This is a genomic window from Streptomyces scopuliridis (assembly GCF_042790125.1).
Taxonomy (GTDB): domain Bacteria; phylum Actinomycetota; class Actinomycetes; order Streptomycetales; family Streptomycetaceae; genus Streptomyces; species Streptomyces scopuliridis_A.
In genome coordinates this window covers 216,597-233,661 of record NZ_JBHTZS010000013.1, presented here as the reverse complement: position 1 = coordinate 233,661, position 17,065 = coordinate 216,597, and the positions used below count along the sequence as shown (strand labels likewise).

Sequence of the window (17,065 nt, the reverse complement as noted above, 5' to 3'; positions counted from 1 at the left end):
CTCTGGTACGACAACGAGTTCGGCTACTCCTGCCAGGTCATCCGCGTCGTCCAGCACGTCTCCGGCGTGGAGTACCCGACGTACCCGGCCCCGGCGGTCTGATCCCGGGGCCGCGGCGGCGATGCCCTCAGCCCGTCGGCGTCGAGCCGCCGCGGCCCCGGCTCAGGGCGCGGGCGCACCAGCCGATGAGCACGGCGTTCACCAGCGCGCCGAGACCGATGGCGACGAAGAGCATGGAGCTGTGGTCCGGCAGCACGAGCATGATCAGGCTCACCGGTGCGGTGGCGAGCGTCGGCACCACTCCGGCGAAGGATCCGTCGGGGTTGTCGGCGAGGGTCACCACCACGGCCCAGACGACCAAGGCCGCGCACACGGCGAGGTAGACGCGAGCGAACACGTTGCCGAGCGCGTCGCGCACGGTGCGCAGGACCGGGTGGGTCGACGTGGAGTCGGTCATGACAGTGGTCTCCTTGTGTGTGGTGCTCATGGCTTCGCCGGACCCTTCGGTGGTGGGTCCGCCGGGGTGTGGGATGGCCGTGTCGGCGTCAGAGGTGCGTGCCGGGTGGGGTCACGCGGACGAGCCCCAGGTCGTACGCGAGGATGGTCGCCTGCACCCGGTCACGTACCTCAAGTTTGCGCAGCAGCGCGTTCACATGGGACTTGACGGTGCCGACGGTGATGTCGAGTTCGGCGGCGATCTCCGCGTTGTTCAGTCCCGAGGCGATCAGGGTGAGTACGTAGCGCTCTCGTGCGGTGAGCCGGTCCAGGGCCGACGCGTCCTGCCCGGCCAGCGGTCCCGCGGGCCGGCCGGCGGCGTAGTGGCCGATGAGCCGGCGGGTGGCCGACGGGGCGAGGACGCTCTCCCCGCCGGCCACGACCCGGATGCCGTGCAGCAGTTCGGCTGCCTGCACGTCCTTGAGCAAGAAGCCGGACGCGCCGGCGCGCAGCGTCTCGAAGACGTAGGCATCGAGGTCGAACGTGGTCAGCACGAGCACGCGGGGCGGATTCTCGCGCCCGGTGATGATCCGGGTGGCGGTGATGCCGTCGAGTCCGGGCATCCGTACGTCCATGACCATCACGTCCGGCGCGAGTTGTTCGGCGAGGCTCACCGCTGAGGCGCCGTCGCCGGCCTCACCGACGACGGTCATGTCCCGCTCGGCGTCGATGACGGCGGCGAAGCCCGCCCGGACGACTGTCTGGTCGTCGACGACCACCACGGTGAGGGTCATCGGGGGTCCTCCTGGTCGCCCCGGCGCGGGGCGCTCTCTGTGCGGCGCGGGGAATGCGGGCCGGTGCCCAAAGGCAGGCGCAGCAGAACCGTATCCGGCTGTTCGGTGGTCAGGGTGCCGCCGAGGGCTGCGGCCCGCGTCACCAACCGTTGGCGTACCGCGAGACGGGTGGCGCGGGACACACCGCCGGCGGACAGGGTCAGGACGCGGTCCTCGGCGTCGAGGACGAGGACGGCGGGCTCGTCACCGCCCGCCTGCAGAATGGTCTCGGCGGCACGGTAGGCGGCGATGTCCACCTCGGCCGGCAGCCGCCCCGGCACCCGGTCGGTGAGACGCACCTCCACCTGGCGGCCGGAGGCCCGGCACTGGCCGACGAGCAGGTCGAGGGCCTGGAGCGTGGGCTGCGGCCGTAGTTCGGCGTGGTGTTCTCCGTCACGGACGGTTTCGAGCAGGGACCGCATGGCGGTCAAGGCGTCGCGGGCCCGTTCCGCCGTCTCCGCGAGCCGCCCCGCCTCCGCCTCCTCGACCACTTCGGCCGTGCGCGCCAGCACGGTGGTCTCCAGCCCGATGGTGATGCGGCGGCGTTCGGCCCACGCGTCCCTGACGGCCTCCTCCGTCCACGCCGCGAGCCGGTCCTCGTGCGTGTCCCGAGCGACTCGCCGGCGCTTTCCGTACCAGGCGCCGACGGACCGGGCGGCGGCAGCCGCGAGCGCCGCCGCGGCGCTCGCGGCCCCGATGACCGCCCAGGCGGGTGTGGTGACACCACGGGTGAGTACGGCGACGACCACGACGGTCGCGTGCACAACAGCGGCCACTACTGGTACGGCATGACGGGGCACGGCACGACCCAGCACGGCCCGGCGCCGGACGGGGGCGGGGCCGGCCTCCGAGGCGCCGACCGCCACCAGGGCGAGCGCCACGCAGGTGACGAGCATGCTCAGCCCCGGCGGCAGCAGCACCGGCCCCGCGTATCCGCTCACGGACATCGCCGCCGGCCAGAGCGCGGCGAGGACCAGCAGCACACTCAGCGCGGTCCGCGGAGCCCGCCGCAGCCACAGCAGGGTGAGTACCTGCGCCGTGGCCAGCAGTGCGAAGAGCGCGCCGGCGGAGACTCCCGGCCCGGTCGGCGTCGTACTCTCCCGGATGATGAAGACCGGCAGCAGCGGCTGGAGACACAGGCCCGTGGCCGCGATGAACTGGGCGAGGCGGTACGTACGCGGAACGGATGCCGCGGGCGCCGTCCTGTTCCGTCCGGGCAGCACCGCGTGCACCTCCCACCCTCCGTCCGGCGTCGGTCCGCTGGTGAGCGTGCCGCCCGCCTCCCGCGCCCGGCCGCGCAGGAAGTTCTGCCCGCGCCCGCCCCCGAGTCCGTTGCCGCGCGGCGTACCGGCACCGGACGCGTCCGGCGGCGCGTTGCGCACCACGATGTCCGTGCGGTCGTCACCGTAGGCGCATCGCACGGTGGTGGGGGCCCCGGAGGCGTGGCGGACCACGTTGGTCAGTGCCTCGCGGACAATGCCGTACGCGGCGTCGCCGACGGAGCCGTCCGGCAGGGCGTCGGTCGAGCAGGTCACCGGCTGCCCGAGGGCGCGGAAGCCGGCCACGAGTTCCCGCAGTCGTTCCTCCGGCGCGGGGAGGTCCTCGGGTGAGAGTGTCGGGGCCCGCACCGCGCTCAGTGCCCGGGTCACTTCGCGGCCGGTCTCGGCGGCGAACTCCACTGCTCTGTCGGCCAGTTCGGGACGGCGGTCGCGCAACCCGAGTGCCGCCTCGACCGTGACGACCACCGCCGTGAGGTGGTGGGCGCTGACGTCGTGCAACTCCCGCTCCATACGGCGTCGTTCCGCCGCCGGAAGCCGGTGCCGCTGGTCCTCCGCCTGGTGCAGCCGCCGTTCGGCGGCCTGCCGGGCGGCCCGTAGCCGCCGCAGCGACAGCCCCGTACCGGTGGCGGTCGCGTAGAGCAGAGCGGTGAGGACGAGGTCGAGTCCCTGGCCGCCGCCGAGACCGTGCAGGCTGAGGCCGTGCACGAGCTGCCAGAGCGCGAGTGTCCCCACGCACAGCAGCGCGGTGGTGGTGTCCCGTTCAGCGGCCACCGCGAACAGCGCCAGCGCGACACCCGCGGTACCGAGCACAGCCACCGCGCCCGCCGGCAGAGGCCCCGAGCCGACCGCGCAGGCCCCGGCGACCAGGACGAGGACGGGCACCGGGCGGGTGCGGCGGACCGTGAGCGCGACGGCCACCAGACCGCCCACCAGGGCGGCCGCGAGCAGGTCGGCGGCCGTCGGGGCGGCGCCACGCCACAGCGCGTACCCGGGCCACACCGCGGCCTGGGCGCCGAGCAACAGGGCCGGGAGCAACCGGTTGTCAGTGCGATCCATGATGTGCCCCACGCTACGGTCACGTGCGGACCGCGGGCATCCGGCCACAGGACGATCACCACCTCTAACCAGAGATAGAGACGGTTCCCCCGGCAGCCGCGGAGCGCCGGTCCACCGGCACAGTGGAGGCCGCCGGGGAGACGCCCGGCGTACGGTCACATGTGAAGCGTGTCGGCGATCTGTACGCGGTCGCTGTCGTTGTCGGAGAGGAACAACGCCAGTTCGCGCCCTTGTTCGGCCACGGCGGTACGGTCGGCTCCGGAGAGGCGGCGCAGCGGCGTGACGAGCACGGTGTCGGCCGTGACACTCCAGGTAGCGGCCACCCGGCCGTCGACCAGGACGACGCGGACACCGGCGACGGACAGCCCCCGGTGTGCGTCGTCGATGATCCGGGTGCGGTCGTGGTAGCCGAGGATCGCGTTGTCGAACGCCGGCAGGAACCGCACCGGGGCGGGTGTGTCGGGGTCGGGACGTGGCGCGTCCGGGAGGTCCAGCAGTTGCCGGCCTCGCTCGTCGCGGAAGGTGACCAGCTCCTCGCGTATCGCCGCCACGGCGGCCGGCAGTCCGGCCAGGCCGCACCAGGCGCGCAGGTCGGCCGAGGCCGCCGGGCCGAACGCGGCCAGATAGCGCCGTACCAGCGCCTGGCCCACCGGATCGGAGCCGTCCGGGGACAGAGGGGCGATCTCGCGGCCGAGCCAGGACGAGAGCAGGACGTTGCGCACCCCCGCCTTCGTGCGCCACAGCCCGCGCGGCGGCAGCTGCACCATCGGTACGAGGGCGGCGACCAGCATCTCGCCCAGTGCGCGCGTTCCCGGCGTCGGCCAGCGCTCGGCGAGCGCCCGCGCGAGCTCGGTCATCGAGCGGGGCTGGTCGTCGGCCATGACCGCCCGGCCCGCCGCGGCGAGCTCGTCGAGGTCCGTCCCGTCGAGTTCGCGGCGGTAGTTCCCCAGCACCCGTTGGCGCAGCATGGCGTCGTGGCGGGATCGCCAGGCCAGGGCGTCGTCGGCGGTGAGGAGGTGGACGGTACGGCGCATGAGGTGGGTCCTTACGACGCGCCGCCCGGTCAGCAGGTCCGAGAGCGCCGCCGGGTCGAAGGCGGGCAGCCGGGACCAGAGCCCGACGAACGGTTCCTGTGGTTCCTGCGCTTGCAGACCGCCGAGGTGCGCGACGGCGTCGAGGACCGGTACGTCGGCGCGATCGAGCAGCAACTGCCGTGCCAGCGTCGCGCGGTTGAGCGCCCGGCTGTCGAGCACGGTCATCGCGTCACGCCCCCGGCACGCTCGTCGTCGGACACCATGGCGCCCAGGCCCAGGCAGGAGGGGCTGACCTGATGACCGGTTCTCCTCAGCGCGCGCATCTTCACGATGACGCCGCTCCCTTCTCTCTTGTGTTCACGTCCTGGTGCCTGTGTTCACGCCCTGTTGCCGCCCCAGGTGTGGCCGGGACGGGGCGGCCGGTGGGCAGCCGGCCGCCCAGTCCCGGTTCACCGCGTCACCGGTGGGTCAGGTCGACTTCTGCCCGTCGAGCGTCTCGCGCAGGATGTCCGCGTGTCCGGCGTGCTGGGCGGTCTCGGCGATGACATGCATCAGTACCCGGCGTACGCTGCGCACCGCTCCCGGCTCGTTCCACGGGGCCTCCGGCAGCGGGTGCGTCGTCGACAGGTCGGGCACGGAGGCGATGATCTCCTCGCTCCGGGCGGCGACCCGCTCGTACCGCGCGAGGATCCCGGCCACCGTCTCGCCGGGCAGCAGCTGGAATTCGTTCCGGTGGTCGATCGCCCACTGCGGGAACTCGCGTGCGGTGCCGGCCGCGATGTCGTCCCAGGTGACACCGTCGGGCAGGTCGTAGCGCATCGCCGAGGGGCCCTCGACCGCGAAGCGCACCCAGAGTTCCTCCATGGACGCGACATGCTTGATCAGCCCGCCCAGGCACAGCGCGCTGACCGTCGGGCGCTCGCCGGCCTGCTCGTCGCTGAGCCCGCGCACCGTGTTCGTCAGGGCGGATCGCGCGGTCGCGAGCGTGTCGAGCAGGTCGGCCCGCTCGGCGTCGAGGGTCGAGTGAGGCGTGGTGGTGGCGGTCACGGTGATCAGGTCCTTCCGGTTGTTCTCGTTCTCGTTCTTGCTGTCGTTCTTGCTCTCGTGCTCTGGCACGAGACAACAGTCGCAAGAGAAGCGGACAGGTTGTGGCCGCTTCTCGGGCCACTATGGAGTGATGCCGAAGACCTCAGCGCGACTGCTCTCCCTGCTCTCGCTGCTCCAGGCGCGCCGGGACTGGCCCGGGGCGCTGCTGGCCGAGCGGCTGGACATCAGCCCACGCACCGTGCGCCGGGATGTCGATCGCCTGCGCGAGCTCGGCTATCCCATCGTGGCCTTCAAGGGGCCCGACGGTGGGTACCGCCTCGAAGCCGGTTCGGAGCTGCCCCCGTTGCTGTTCGACGACGAGCAGGCCGTGGCCCTCGCCGTCGCACTCCAGGTCGCCACCACCAGCGGCGCCGGCATCGAGGAAGCCGCGGTACGCGCGCTGAACACCGTCCGGCAGGTCATGCCCGCCCGGCTGCCCCGCCGCATCGACACCTTCCAGGTCACCGCCGTCGAGCGGCCCTCGAACCGGCCGACCCCACAGGTCGACAGCGGCGTGCTCACGACGCTCAGCGCCGCCGTCCACGCCCGCGAAGAGCTGCGCTTCGACTACGCCCCCGTATCCCCGGCGGGAGCCACCGGCGACGACCGCGCCGAACCCCCTCCGCGCCGGGCGCAGCCCCATCACCTGGTCACCTGGGGCGGGCGCTGGTACCTCGTCGCCTGGGACCTGGACCGCGAGGACTGGCGCACCTTCCGCGCGGACCGGATCACCCCGCGTATCCCCACGGGGCCGCGCTTCACCGCGCGTGAAGTGCCGGGAGGGAACGTGGCGGCCTTCGTGGCCGGCCGATTCCGCGGCTCATACGCCTCGGACGCCTCGGACGGCTCGGGGTACTGGCCCTGCCGCGGCGAGGTGATCCTCCATCTGCCCGCCGCCGTCGTGTCCCGCTACACCCACGACGGAGTCGTCGAGGAACTCGCCCCGGACCGCTGCCGGCTCGTTCTGGGCTCATGGTCATGGCCCGGCCTGGCCGCCGCCATCGGCAGGTTCGACGCCGACATCGAGGTCATCGGCCCGGCCGAGCTCAAGGACGCCTTCGCGCATCTGGCCCGCCGTTACGCCAACGCCGCGACTGACGCCCGCGACTGACGTTCGCGACTGACACCCCCGCCACACCGCCCCGACAGGCGCGGATACGCCTGAGCACGCCGCTCCGCCGTCATCCATTCGGCTGTTCTTTCACGAGCCCGCGGAATGGCGGCAATCGACCGCTGACGAGCGCAGCCGTCGGCCGGCTCACGTGAGACGTTTCCTGTGCGAGCAATACCGCTTACACGCGGCGGCGTCACACTGATGAACCATGCGCCACTCACGATCCTCCACCACCCCCATCAGCCGTCGGCAGCTGCTGGCCGCCTCCGGTGCCCTCGCGCTGACCGCCGCCTGCGGCTCCCACACCGGCCGTGGCGGGGGAGCGGGCGGTGGCCCCGCGCTCGGTCAGTGGTATCACCAGTACGGCGAGGCCGGCACCGAAGAGGCGGTGCGGCGCTATGCGGCCGCGTACGGGAAGGCGCGGGTCGACGTCCAGTGGCGGCCGGGGAATTACGACCAGCAGACCGCCGCGGCACTGCTGACCGAGAACGGGCCGGACGTCTTCGAGGGCGGGCCGACCCTGGACCAGATCCTGGGCGGTCAGGTCGCCGATCTCACCGGCCTGCTGGAGGGCGTACGGGACGACTTCCCTCCCGCGGTGCTCGCCCCCAAGACGTATCAGGGCAAGGTCTACGGCATCCCGCAGGTCATCGACACGCAGCTGCTCTACTACCGTGAGAGTCTGCTGGACAAGGCCGGTGTCCGGCCGCCCGGGACGCTTGACGAACTGATCGACGCCGCAAAGGCGTTGACGACGAAGGACGTCAAGGGCCTGTTCCTCGGCAACGACGGTGGCGCCGGTGTCCTCGGCGCCACCCCGCTGCGCGCCGCCGGGCTGGAACCGGTCACCGCCGACGGAGACGTCGGCTTCGACGACCCGCGGGCCGCCAGGACCCTCGGCAAACTCCACCGGCTCCACGCCGACGACTCGCTCCTGCTCGGCGCCCCCACCGACTGGTCGGACCCGTCCGCGTTCGTCCAGGGGCTGTCCGCCATGCAGTGGACGGGGCTGTGGGCCTTGCCGCGGATCCAGCGGGCGCTGGGCGACGACTTCGGCGTCCTGCCCTTCCCCGGGGACGGCCCACAGGGCGGGCCGTCGGTCCCGGTCGGCGCCTATGGCGCGGCCGTCAGTGCGCACAGCGGCCATATCGACGCCGCGAAAGCGTATGTGAAGTGGCTGTGGGTCGAACGCACCGACTTCCAGGAGGACTTCGCGCTCTCCTACGGCTTCCACATTCCCGCCCGGATCTCGCTGGCGAAGAAGGCGCCCCAACTCGCCAAGGGCGCGGCGGCCGACGCCGTCCGCTTCACCACCGACCACGGATACGCGCAGCCCCTGCTGTGGACCGAGAAGAGCCGGACCGCCTACCAGGACGCCCTGAGCCGGATCATCACCGACGGTGCCGATCCGGACACGCAGCTCAGGGCGGTCATCGCGACGACGAGGGCCGAGCTGAAGCGGGTGCGGTCATAGCCACCCGGACAACTCTCCACAAGCGAAGCTCACGTGGGCGGCGACTGCGCGGGCCTCAGAACCGTTACGTATGGTTCTGGGTGTTCGTCGGCCCCTTCGCCGCCGGGCTCGCTCTCTTCACCTACGTACCGCTGGTGTGGAGTGTGTGGCTGAGCTTCTTCGACGCCCACAACACCGTGACCCCGACCGAGTTCGTGGGCCTGGACAACTACACCGACATCCTCGGCGATCCCTCCTTCATCTCCAGCCTCACCACCTTCGCCGTCTTCTCCCTCTTCATCGTCCCGGCGACCTACGCCCTCTCGCTCGCCCTCGCGCTGATGGTGCACCGGCTGCGCTTCGCCCAGGCGTTCTTCCGCTCGGTCTTCTTCCTGCCGACCGCCTGCTCCTATGTCGTCGCCGCGATCATCTGGAAACTGTCGGTCTTCAACGGGGTGCGGTACGGGCTGGCGAACACGGTGCTCGGCTGGTTCGGCGGCTCCGGCATCGCCTGGCTGTCGACCACCAGCCCGCCCTGGTACTGGCTGGTCATCGTGACCGTACGGCTCTGGCTCCAGGCCGGCTTCTACATGGTGATCCTGCTGGCCGGGCTCCAGCGCATCCCGGCCACCCTCTACGAGGCCGCCGCGGTCGACGGCGCCCGACCCGGCTGGCAGGTCTTCCGGCACATCACCTTCCCGCAACTGCGCGCGACCTCCGTCGCCGTCGTCCTGCTCCTGGTGGTCAGCGCCTTCCAGGCCTTCGACGAGTTCTACAACCTGCTGTCGACGGCACGCGGTTACCCGCCCTACGCCAGGCCGCCCCTGGTCTACCTGTACTACGCCGCACTGGGCCAAGGGCAGAACCTGGGGCTCGGCAGCGCGGGCGCCGTGATCCTCGCACTGATCATCGCCATCGTGACGGTGATCCAGGCACGCTGGTTCGGCCTCGGACGCCGGGAGGACTGACCCGTGCCACGACACCCCACGCGCTCAACAAACCGGGCCCTCCAGCGGTTCGCCCGCGGACTGCGGCTCGTCCCGCTCATCGCGCTCGCCGGGCTCTTCCTCATCCCGTTCTATCTGCTGGTACGCAACGGGCTGGCCGCCGAGGCGGACATCACCGGCACCGACTGGACGTTCTTCCCGGACACGCTGCACGGGGAGAACCTCCGGGAGCTGTTCGACGACAGCAGCGTCCCCATGCCGCGCGCCCTGGGGAACTCGGCCGTGATCGCCGTCCTCACCACCGCCGGAACCCTGCTGCTCGCCTCGCTCGCCGGATACGGTCTGGCCCGTATCGAGTACCCCTACGCGAACCATGTCTTCTACGCGTTCCTGGTCACCCTCATGATTCCGTCCGCCGTCACGTTCCTTCCGAGCTTCGTCCTGGTCTCCTCGCTCGGCTGGATCTCCACCCTGCGCGGACTGATCATTCCGACCCTCTTCAGCGCCTTCGCGGTCTTTCTCTTCCGTCAGTACTTCCTCGGCTTCCCACGCGAACTGGAGGACGCGGCGAAGGTGGACGGGCTCGGCCACTGGCGTACGTTCTGGCGGATCGTCGTGCCCAACGCACGGCCGGTCTTCGCCGCCGTCGGTGTGATCGTCTTCATCGGCTCCTGGAACTCCTTCCTGTGGCCGCTGGTGATCGGCCAGGATCGCGACTCCTGGACCGTGCAGGTCGCACTCGCCACATTCACCACCGCCCAGACCGTCAACCTCCACGAGCTGTTCCTCGCCGCCGCCGTCTCGATCCTGCCCCTGCTGGTGGTCTTCCTGCTGCTGCAACGCCACATCGTCGCGGGCGCCGAGCGCTCCGGCATCGACGACTGAGCGGGCCGGGCAGAGACACCACGGGTCAGGAGGTGTACACCTCCGCCCGGTCCACGCTCACGAACCCGCCCTGGGACGAGGCGTTGTGCTCGCCGGTCACCCGCACGCGCAGGGTGTGGCGGCCGTACGGCAGGCGGGGGCTGAGGTACTGGACGCTCTCGCCGGTACGGATCGCGCCGTAGAAGTCGACGCGCTGCTCGGCGCCGCCGTCGATGCTCAGGGCCGCGATCCCGTTGCCGGTGTCACGGACGGACAGCAGCGCGATACGGGTGCCGGTGAAGGTGAAGGTCGCGGTGTTGCCGGCCCGGTCGCTCCAGTGGTCGTCGCCCCAGAAGCACTGAGTGGCGCAGCCGGTACCGGAGTTCCAGTCGCCCGTGTAGGTGACGGTCCCGTCACCGCTGGAGCGGCCGTCGTCGTTGATCCAGTGGCCGCCGGACCCCGGGTCGCCCGAGGGCAGGTCCTGTGTCGCGCCCAGGGCGAGCGGGCGGCCGAGGTTCGGGCTGCCGTCGGCGTTCCAGGTGATCTTCTGGGCGCGGGTGGTGCGGTCGGTGTAGGTGAACGTGGTGGTCGTCTTGGCGTGGTAGACGATCCAGTCCTCGGTGCCGTCGGGCGAGCGGAAGAAAGCGTGGTGGCCGGGCCCGTAGACGCCACGGTCGTCGGCGCGGGAGAACACCGGCCCGGAGTGCTGCGTCCAGTTGCGGGGCAGGAGCGGGTCGGCGCCGTTCGGCAGGGACATCATCCAGACCTGGTAGTCCGGCTTGCCCGTGTCGCACGTGGAGTACGTCATCCACGTACGGCCGTTGCGGTTGAGGAACTCCGGTCCCTCGCGGACCTCGGGGCAGCCGCCGGCGGCGTCAAGGGCGACCGCGTCGCCGGAGACGGTGTAGGGGTTCGACATCGGGGCGATGTTGAGACCGTTGTGCTGGTAGGGGTTGAGGCCGCTGTAGGCGAGATAGAGGCGGCCGTTGTGCTGGAACACGCTCGGGTCGATGGCGAAGTCGGAGGCGTGGTTGGGCGGGGCGAGCTTGGCCTTGAAGCGGTACGGGCCGGCCGGGTCGTCGCGTTCCGACTCCAGGACGTACAGCCGGTGGTGTTCGTCGGTGCCGTCGTCGGCGGTGTAGTAGAGGTACCAGCGGTCGCCGAAGCGGAAGAACTCCGGAGCCCAGATATTGCGGTTGCGCGAGGCGTCGGTGTCCGTCCACACCGTCATGGGGTCGGCGGAGAGCAGTGTGCTCAGCGAGGGAGAGCGCCACATCCGGATGCTGTTGCCCTGTGTGGCGGTGAGGTAGTACGCGCCGTTCCAGTACGTCGTGAACGGATCGGGGCCGGAGTTGAGTGGATTGCGGAAGGTGGTGCCCGCGGAGGCCGGGGCCAGGGCCGGGCTCGCGGATTCGGCCGGCGGGGCGGGGGCGGCGGACGGCGCGGACACGAGGCCGACCACGAGGGCCAGGAGCGCGGCGACGAGTGCCGCCCGACGGGCTGTGCGGGGCTCTGCGGGCATGAGCGGTCCTTTACATCGATGTAACTCCCCGTCGGCACCGTAGGGAAGGGGAATGGAGGTGTCAACGGTCTGCGAAGTATAGGCAGTTACCCGCCGAAGGCCGCTCGGTTCACTGGCCGCCGAGCCCCGTCGTGGCCACGGACTTGACGATGTGCCGCTGGAAGAACATGAAGACCACGACGAGCGGCAGCGCGGCCAGCACGGCGGACGCCATCGACTGGGCGTACTGGATGCCGTAGGCGTCCTTCACCGACGTGATCCCCACGGGCAGGGTCATCAGGGCGGGGTCGGAGGTGGAGATGAAGGGCCACAGGAAGTTGTTCCACGCCCCGATGAACACGAAGATCGACACGGCGGCGAGCATCGGCCGGGACAGCGGCAGCAGCACCGACCAGAAGATCCGCCAGTGGCCCGCGCCGTCGATCCGGGCGGCCTCCTCCAGCTCATGGGGCAGCGAGTCGAAGTGCTTCTTCAGGATGAACACCATCACCGGCGCCACGGTCTGCGGCAGGATCACCGCCGCGTACGTGTCGAGCAGCCCCAGGCTGAGCATCTGCTGGAACCAGGGCACGATGAGGATCTGGGGCGGTACGAGTACGGCCGCCACGGTCAGTGCGAAGAGCCACCGGCGACCGGCGAACAGCGTGCGGGAGAAGGCGTATCCGGCCATCGCGGAGACCAGCACCGTGATCACGGTGACGGCGGCCGAGATGAGGAAGCTGTTGAGCATCCACAGCGGCAGGTCGCCGCGTTCCCAGACGGCACTGAAGCCCCGGAGCGTGAAGCCGCGGGAGGGCAGCAGCCAGTGGACGGGATCGCTCGCGTCCTGCTCGGACTTGAAGGCCGTCAGCAGCGCCCAGGCCATGGGAAGCAGCCACACCAGGGCCATGACCGCGAGGGCGGCCAGGGCGAGCACACGCGCGGTCCGGCCGTCCCCGAGGGTGAGGTGCGCCCGGGGACGGGGTGCCCCGCGCCGTTCCGCCACCGCCCGCGCGGCTCGCGGGACGCGACGGTGCGGTGCGGGGGACGGTGCGGAACGGACGGGCAGGTCGGTGGAGGTCATATCACTTCTCCCGGCGGCGGAGGGCGGCGTACTGGGCGGCGGAGGCGAGGATCACGAGGGCGAAGAAGATGTAGCTGATCGCCGAGGCGTAGCCGAGCCGGTAGCCCGTGAAGCCGACGTCGTAGACGTACTCGACGACCGGGCGCGTGGAATCGTTCGGGCCGCCCTTGGTGAGCAGATAGACCTGGTCGAAGACCTTCAGCGAGGCCAGGATCTGCAGCACGGTGATGACGACGGTGATACGGCTGAGCTGGGGCAGTGTGATCGACCACAGGCGCCGCCAGGCCCCGGCGCCGTCGATGGCCGCCGCCTCGTACAGATGGTCCGGGATGGACTGCAACGCGGCCAGGTAGAGCAGGAAGTTGAAGCCGACGGTCCACCACAGCGTGGCCAGGGCGATCGCCCCCATGGCCACCGACTCGTCGCTGAGCCAGGCCACTTGGCCGAGTCCGACCGCGTCGAGCAGATGGTTGTACAGGCCGAGGTCGGGCTGGTACAGCCAGATCCACAGCAGGCTGACGACACCGACGGGCAGCAGGTACGGGGCGAAGAACGCCAGCCGCCACACCCACTGGCCGGGCAGGCCGGTGTGGACGAGCAGCGCCATGCCGAGCGCGACCGCGACGAGGGGAACCGTGGACAGGGCGGTGAACCACACCGTGTTGCCCAGCGCCCGCCACATCTCGGCGTCCGCCAGGGCCTCGGTGAAGTTGTCGAGGCCGATGAAGGAGGGGGCGTGGGCCGACAGGGAGGTGTCGGTCAGGCTCATCCACAGTCCCTGGCCCAGCGGCCACAGCATGAAGACGGCGAACAGGACGAGGAAGGGGAGCGCGAAGAGCAGGCCGGGGGAGAGCAGCCGGCGCGCCGACAGGGCCCCGGGACGGGGTGCTGCGTGGGGAGAGGACATCGTTGTGCCTCCTGCGCGGTGGTTCGCGGCCGGGTCAGGCCGGGCTGGGCTTGGAGAGGAAGGTGTTCAGGCGCCGCACCATGGTGCGCGCGGCACGGTCGGGGGCGAGGCCGTCGAGCAGGGCCTGCTGCAGGACCTGGGACATGGCGTTCTGGAAGTCGGATCCGGCGCCGGCGAACCAGACGGCCGGGTCGAGTACGACATGGCTCTGCGCCTGCACGTAGTGCGCCTGGGGCCGCAGACGCGCGTACGCCTTCGTACGGGTGACCGGGCGGTAGGCGGGGATATGGCCCGCGGTGGCCCAGATCTGACCGGCCTTCAGCAGCGCGGCCACCGTCTGATGGGTACGCCGGCGCTGGGCCGCGTCCGGGTCGGGGTGGTGCGGCAGGACGAAGGAGTGCGCGTCCGCGTATACGGCGGGTGTGCCGAACACCGTGGGGAACGGGGCGGCTTGGACGTTCTTGTCCGCGGCCCGGAAGGTGCCGAGTTCCCATTCGCCCGACAGGATCATCGCCGTCTGACGGTTGGCGAAGGCGGCGATGGCCGACGCGTAGTCGAGCCGTCGCGGGTTGACGCGCCCGTCGACGAGCCGGGCCATGAAGGCGATGACCTCCGCCATGCGGTCCTCGTCGGCCTCGGCCGGTCCGCCCTCGGGCAGCCGGAAGACGCCGCCGGTCTGCCGGTACAGGCCGTAGAACAGACGCCAGCCCTGGGCGCTGTCGGTGACATACCCGAAGGCGATGCCCTGCTTGCCGGATGCCTTGGCCAGCTCTCTCCCGGCGGCCAGGAAGCGGTCGGGCGAGCCGAACGCCTCCGCGTCCAGGGTGCCGTCCTTGGTCAGCAGACCGGCGTCGGCGGCCGGTTCGGGGTGGAAGAAGACGATGAACGGATGGGTGTCCAGCGGGATCGCGTACGTTCTGCCCTCGGACTGCGTGCGCGACCACACCGCGTCGGCGAAGTCGTCGCGGGTGACGCCGTACTCGGCCAGGACGTCCAGGTCCCACGGGTCCAGCAGGCCGGTGGGCGCGTACCCGGCCAGGCGGGACATATGCGCCACCGCCATGTCCGGGCCCCGGCCGCCGGCGGACGCCATGGCGAGCTTGGTGTAGTACGGGGTGCCCCACTCCAGGACGGTGCGCTCGATCCGGGTGCCCCGCATACCGGGACGCGCGGCGCGCACCATGTCGTTGAGCAGGCCGCCGTCGGCCCCGCTGAACAGGTCCCAGAGCCGTACGGTCGGCTCGCCGGCGGCCACCGCGGATCCGCAGCCGCTGAGCGCACCGGCGCCGAGGACCGCCGCCCCGGAGGCGAGGGCCGCCGTCAGCGCGCGGCGCCTGGTCAGGCCGGGGCGACCGACTGGTACGGGCTTGCCGGTCATGTGACTCCTTTCCCGCGGGCGGCGGCACGGAGGGCGGGGCACTGTGGCCGCACCTCGCCGACACCGCCGCACTGCGGTCATACATCGATGTAAATCGCGGACAGGGCTGCTGCTTCCACTCGCGCGGAAGCAGGGGGACTCGGTGCTACGGAGCGCCTTCGAACGCCGCCGGGCGGGTCTGGGCGTCACGGAGCAGCGCGGTGTCGACCTTCTCGGAACGGTCGAAACGGTAGACGCCGTTGCGTTCCTGGAAGACGTCGGTGAGCTGGGTGTAGCAGTAGCCGAACATGCCGGGGTCCGAGAGGAGCACGCCGGTCAGACCGGTGAAGCGATCGATGAACTCCTCGGCGGTGCGGGGCCGTTCGCCGTATCCCCAGGAGGCGTCCCGTTCGTTGCCGGCCGTCCCGTCCACCGCCTGCGGGTCCCACCAGATGCCGCCGAACTCGCTGCAGAAGTACGGCTGTCCGCGGTACGGCACCGACCACGGCCGTCCGTCCGGGGCGGCGTTGACGTGGGGCCGGTCCTCCGCCAGGCCGTCCATGGTCCTGGCGAAGGCGGCCGGGTCCTGCTCGTAGCAGTGGGAGTCGTATACGTCGGTCTCCGGCACCCGGTGCGCGTATCCGGAGGCGTCGATCACCGGGCGGGTGGGGTCGGCCTGCTTGGTGGCGAGGAACATCGCCCGGGTGACGTCGTCGAGCGCGGTGATGCGGTCGTGCAGCGGCTGGTACGTCTCGTTCAGCGGGCACCAGCCGACGATCGAGGGGTGCGAGTGGTCCCGCTCCAGGGCCTCCAGCCACTGGGTGACATACGACGCGTCGGGCCGCTGGTTGTCGTCGCGGGCGCCGACCTCGCAGCCCCAGTCGCCGAACTCGCCCCAGACCAGGTAGCCGAGCCGGTCGGCGTGGTGGAGATAGCGCTCCTCGAAGACCTTCTGGTGCAGCCGGGCGCCGTTGAAGCCGGCGCGCAGGCCCAGCTCGATGTCGCGGATCAGCGCGGCGTCGCTCGGGGCGGTCATCAGTCCGTCCGGGTAGTAGCCCTGGTCCAGCACCAGGCGCTGGAAGACGGGTTCGCCGTTCAGTACCAGCCGCTTGCCGTGGACGGCCACCGAGCGCAGACCGGCGTAGGAGCGTGCCGTATCGACGACCGTGCCCTCGGCGTCGAGGACTTCGAGGGACAGATCGTACAGATGCGGATCCGCCGGCGACCAGACGCGCAGCCGGTCGTCGGGCAGTCGCAGTACCAGGCGCGGGCACAGGTCGAGGTCCGCGCGGGCCTCGGCCGTGGTGATGTCGCCGTGGCTGTCGCGGAGCGTGGCGCGGACGCGGTGGCCGGGGGCGTTCGCGGTCAGCGGCAGTTCGAGGTGGAAGGAGCCGGAGGCCAGGTCGGGGGTGATACGGGGACGCTTGAGGGCGACGGCGCGCGGGACCGGCTCCAGCCACACGGTCTGCCAGATGCCGGTCGTACGGGTGTAGTGGCAGTGGGAGTTGGCGTACCAGGTGGCCTGTTTGCCGCGGGCCTGGACACCGTGCCGGCTGTCACGGGCCCGTACGACGATCGTCAGCTCCTCGCCGGATACGGCGACCTCGCCGAGGTCGGCGGTGAACGGGGTGAAGCCGCCGCGGTGCCGGGCGACTTCGCCGCCGTTGACCCACACCGTGGTGTCGTGGTCCACGGCCCCGAAGTGCAGCAGCACCCGGGCGTCGGCCCAGTCGGCGGGCACGGTCACCGTCCGCCGGTACCAGACGGCCTCCAGGAAGTCCGTCTCCCCGATCCCGGACAGCTCCGACTCGGGGCAGAACGGGACGAGGATACGGTCGCCGAGCTCGCGTTCCAGCAGACCGCGTTCGAGCCCGGTGTCGGACCGGTCGGTCTCGAACTGCCACTCGCCGTTGAGATTCAGCCAGGCCGCACGGGCGAACTGCGGCCTGGGGTACTCGGGACGGGGCACGTCCGAGGGGTGCGGGACGGGCATGGTGCTCCTAGCGTCGAGAGTGCCGGTCGGTGCGAGGCTTATGGCACCATGGCGATTACATCGATGTAAATACGTCGGTGGAGGATGGTCCGGCCCGAAACCGATTCGTGATGGTCGGTAC

General features: G+C 71.2%; 14 protein-coding genes. 4 read left to right on the top strand and 10 right to left on the bottom strand.

The window, feature by feature from the left end:
* Positions 1 to 127: 127 nt before the first annotated feature.
* From ACFRKB_RS21785 to ACFRKB_RS21765, 5 genes are all read right to left on the bottom strand, one after another.
* On the bottom strand, positions 128 to 457 hold the full coding sequence (locus ACFRKB_RS21785; protein WP_383107897.1) for an SCO4225 family membrane protein: 330 nt from the start codon (positions 455 to 457) through the stop codon (positions 128 to 130).
* Between the two features lie 88 nt (positions 458 to 545).
* The gene (locus ACFRKB_RS21780; protein WP_383107896.1) at positions 546 to 1,229 is read right to left on the bottom strand and encodes a response regulator; all 684 of its coding nucleotides are present in this window, start codon (positions 1,227 to 1,229) and stop codon (positions 546 to 548) included.
* Positions 1,226 to 3,604, bottom strand: coding sequence for a sensor histidine kinase (locus tag ACFRKB_RS21775; RefSeq protein WP_383107895.1), 2,379 nt, complete (start codon positions 3,602 to 3,604; stop codon positions 1,226 to 1,228). Before ACFRKB_RS21775 ends, ACFRKB_RS21780 begins: the two co-directional genes overlap by 4 nt.
* 155 nt (positions 3,605 to 3,759) lie before the next feature.
* On the bottom strand, positions 3,760 to 4,863 hold the full coding sequence (locus tag ACFRKB_RS21770) for a winged helix DNA-binding domain-containing protein (protein WP_383107893.1): 1,104 nt from the start codon (positions 4,861 to 4,863) through the stop codon (positions 3,760 to 3,762).
* A 243-nt stretch (positions 4,864 to 5,106) separates the two neighbouring features.
* Complete coding sequence (locus tag ACFRKB_RS21765) at positions 5,107 to 5,685, bottom strand: DinB family protein (protein ID WP_383107909.1); 579 nt, start codon at positions 5,683 to 5,685, stop codon at positions 5,107 to 5,109.
* A gap of 130 nt (positions 5,686 to 5,815) precedes the next feature.
* Here ACFRKB_RS21765 and ACFRKB_RS21760 point away from each other — a divergent pair, with 130 nt between their 5' ends.
* The 4 genes from ACFRKB_RS21760 (at position 5,816) to ACFRKB_RS21745 (ending at position 10,123) form a co-directional block, all read left to right on the top strand.
* Complete coding sequence (locus ACFRKB_RS21760) at positions 5,816 to 6,835, top strand: helix-turn-helix transcriptional regulator (RefSeq protein ID WP_383107892.1); 1,020 nt, start codon at positions 5,816 to 5,818, stop codon at positions 6,833 to 6,835.
* A gap of 211 nt (positions 6,836 to 7,046) precedes the next feature.
* Positions 7,047 to 8,312 carry an ABC transporter substrate-binding protein gene (locus ACFRKB_RS21755; protein ID WP_383107891.1) on the top strand — a complete coding sequence of 422 codons (1,266 nt, stop codon included), beginning with the start codon at positions 7,047 to 7,049 and terminating at the stop codon, positions 8,310 to 8,312.
* Positions 8,309 to 9,259, top strand: a complete 951-nt coding sequence (locus ACFRKB_RS21750) for a carbohydrate ABC transporter permease (protein ID WP_383107907.1) — start codon at positions 8,309 to 8,311, stop codon at positions 9,257 to 9,259. Before ACFRKB_RS21755 ends, ACFRKB_RS21750 begins: the two co-directional genes overlap by 4 nt.
* Positions 9,260 to 9,262: 3 nt before the next feature.
* A complete protein-coding gene (locus tag ACFRKB_RS21745) occupies positions 9,263 to 10,123 on the top strand; it encodes a carbohydrate ABC transporter permease (protein WP_383107889.1) in 861 nt (286 codons plus the stop codon).
* Positions 10,124 to 10,148: 25 nt separating this feature from the next.
* On the opposite strand, the gene ACFRKB_RS21740 is transcribed toward ACFRKB_RS21745, so the two are convergent.
* The 5 genes from ACFRKB_RS21740 to ACFRKB_RS21720 all read right to left on the bottom strand — a co-directional run bounded on the left by ACFRKB_RS21740 (position 10,149) and on the right by ACFRKB_RS21720 (position 16,944).
* Positions 10,149 to 11,624, bottom strand: coding sequence for a glycoside hydrolase family 43 protein (locus ACFRKB_RS21740; protein WP_383107888.1), 1,476 nt, complete (start codon positions 11,622 to 11,624; stop codon positions 10,149 to 10,151).
* 109 nt (positions 11,625 to 11,733) lie between these two features.
* Positions 11,734 to 12,687, bottom strand: a complete 954-nt coding sequence (locus ACFRKB_RS21735) for a carbohydrate ABC transporter permease (RefSeq protein ID WP_383107887.1) — start codon at positions 12,685 to 12,687, stop codon at positions 11,734 to 11,736.
* A 1-nt stretch (position 12,688) separates the two neighbouring features.
* Complete coding sequence (locus ACFRKB_RS21730) at positions 12,689 to 13,594, bottom strand: carbohydrate ABC transporter permease (protein WP_383107885.1); 906 nt, start codon at positions 13,592 to 13,594, stop codon at positions 12,689 to 12,691.
* A 34-nt stretch (positions 13,595 to 13,628) separates the two neighbouring features.
* Positions 13,629 to 14,972, bottom strand: a complete 1,344-nt coding sequence (locus ACFRKB_RS21725; protein ID WP_383107884.1) for an ABC transporter substrate-binding protein — start codon at positions 14,970 to 14,972, stop codon at positions 13,629 to 13,631.
* Between the two features lie 145 nt (positions 14,973 to 15,117).
* Positions 15,118 to 16,944 (bottom strand): glycoside hydrolase family 2 protein, encoded by a 1,827-nt coding sequence (locus tag ACFRKB_RS21720; RefSeq protein WP_383107883.1) that lies wholly within the window; start codon positions 16,942 to 16,944, stop codon positions 15,118 to 15,120.
* Positions 16,945 to 17,065 lie beyond the last annotated feature (121 nt).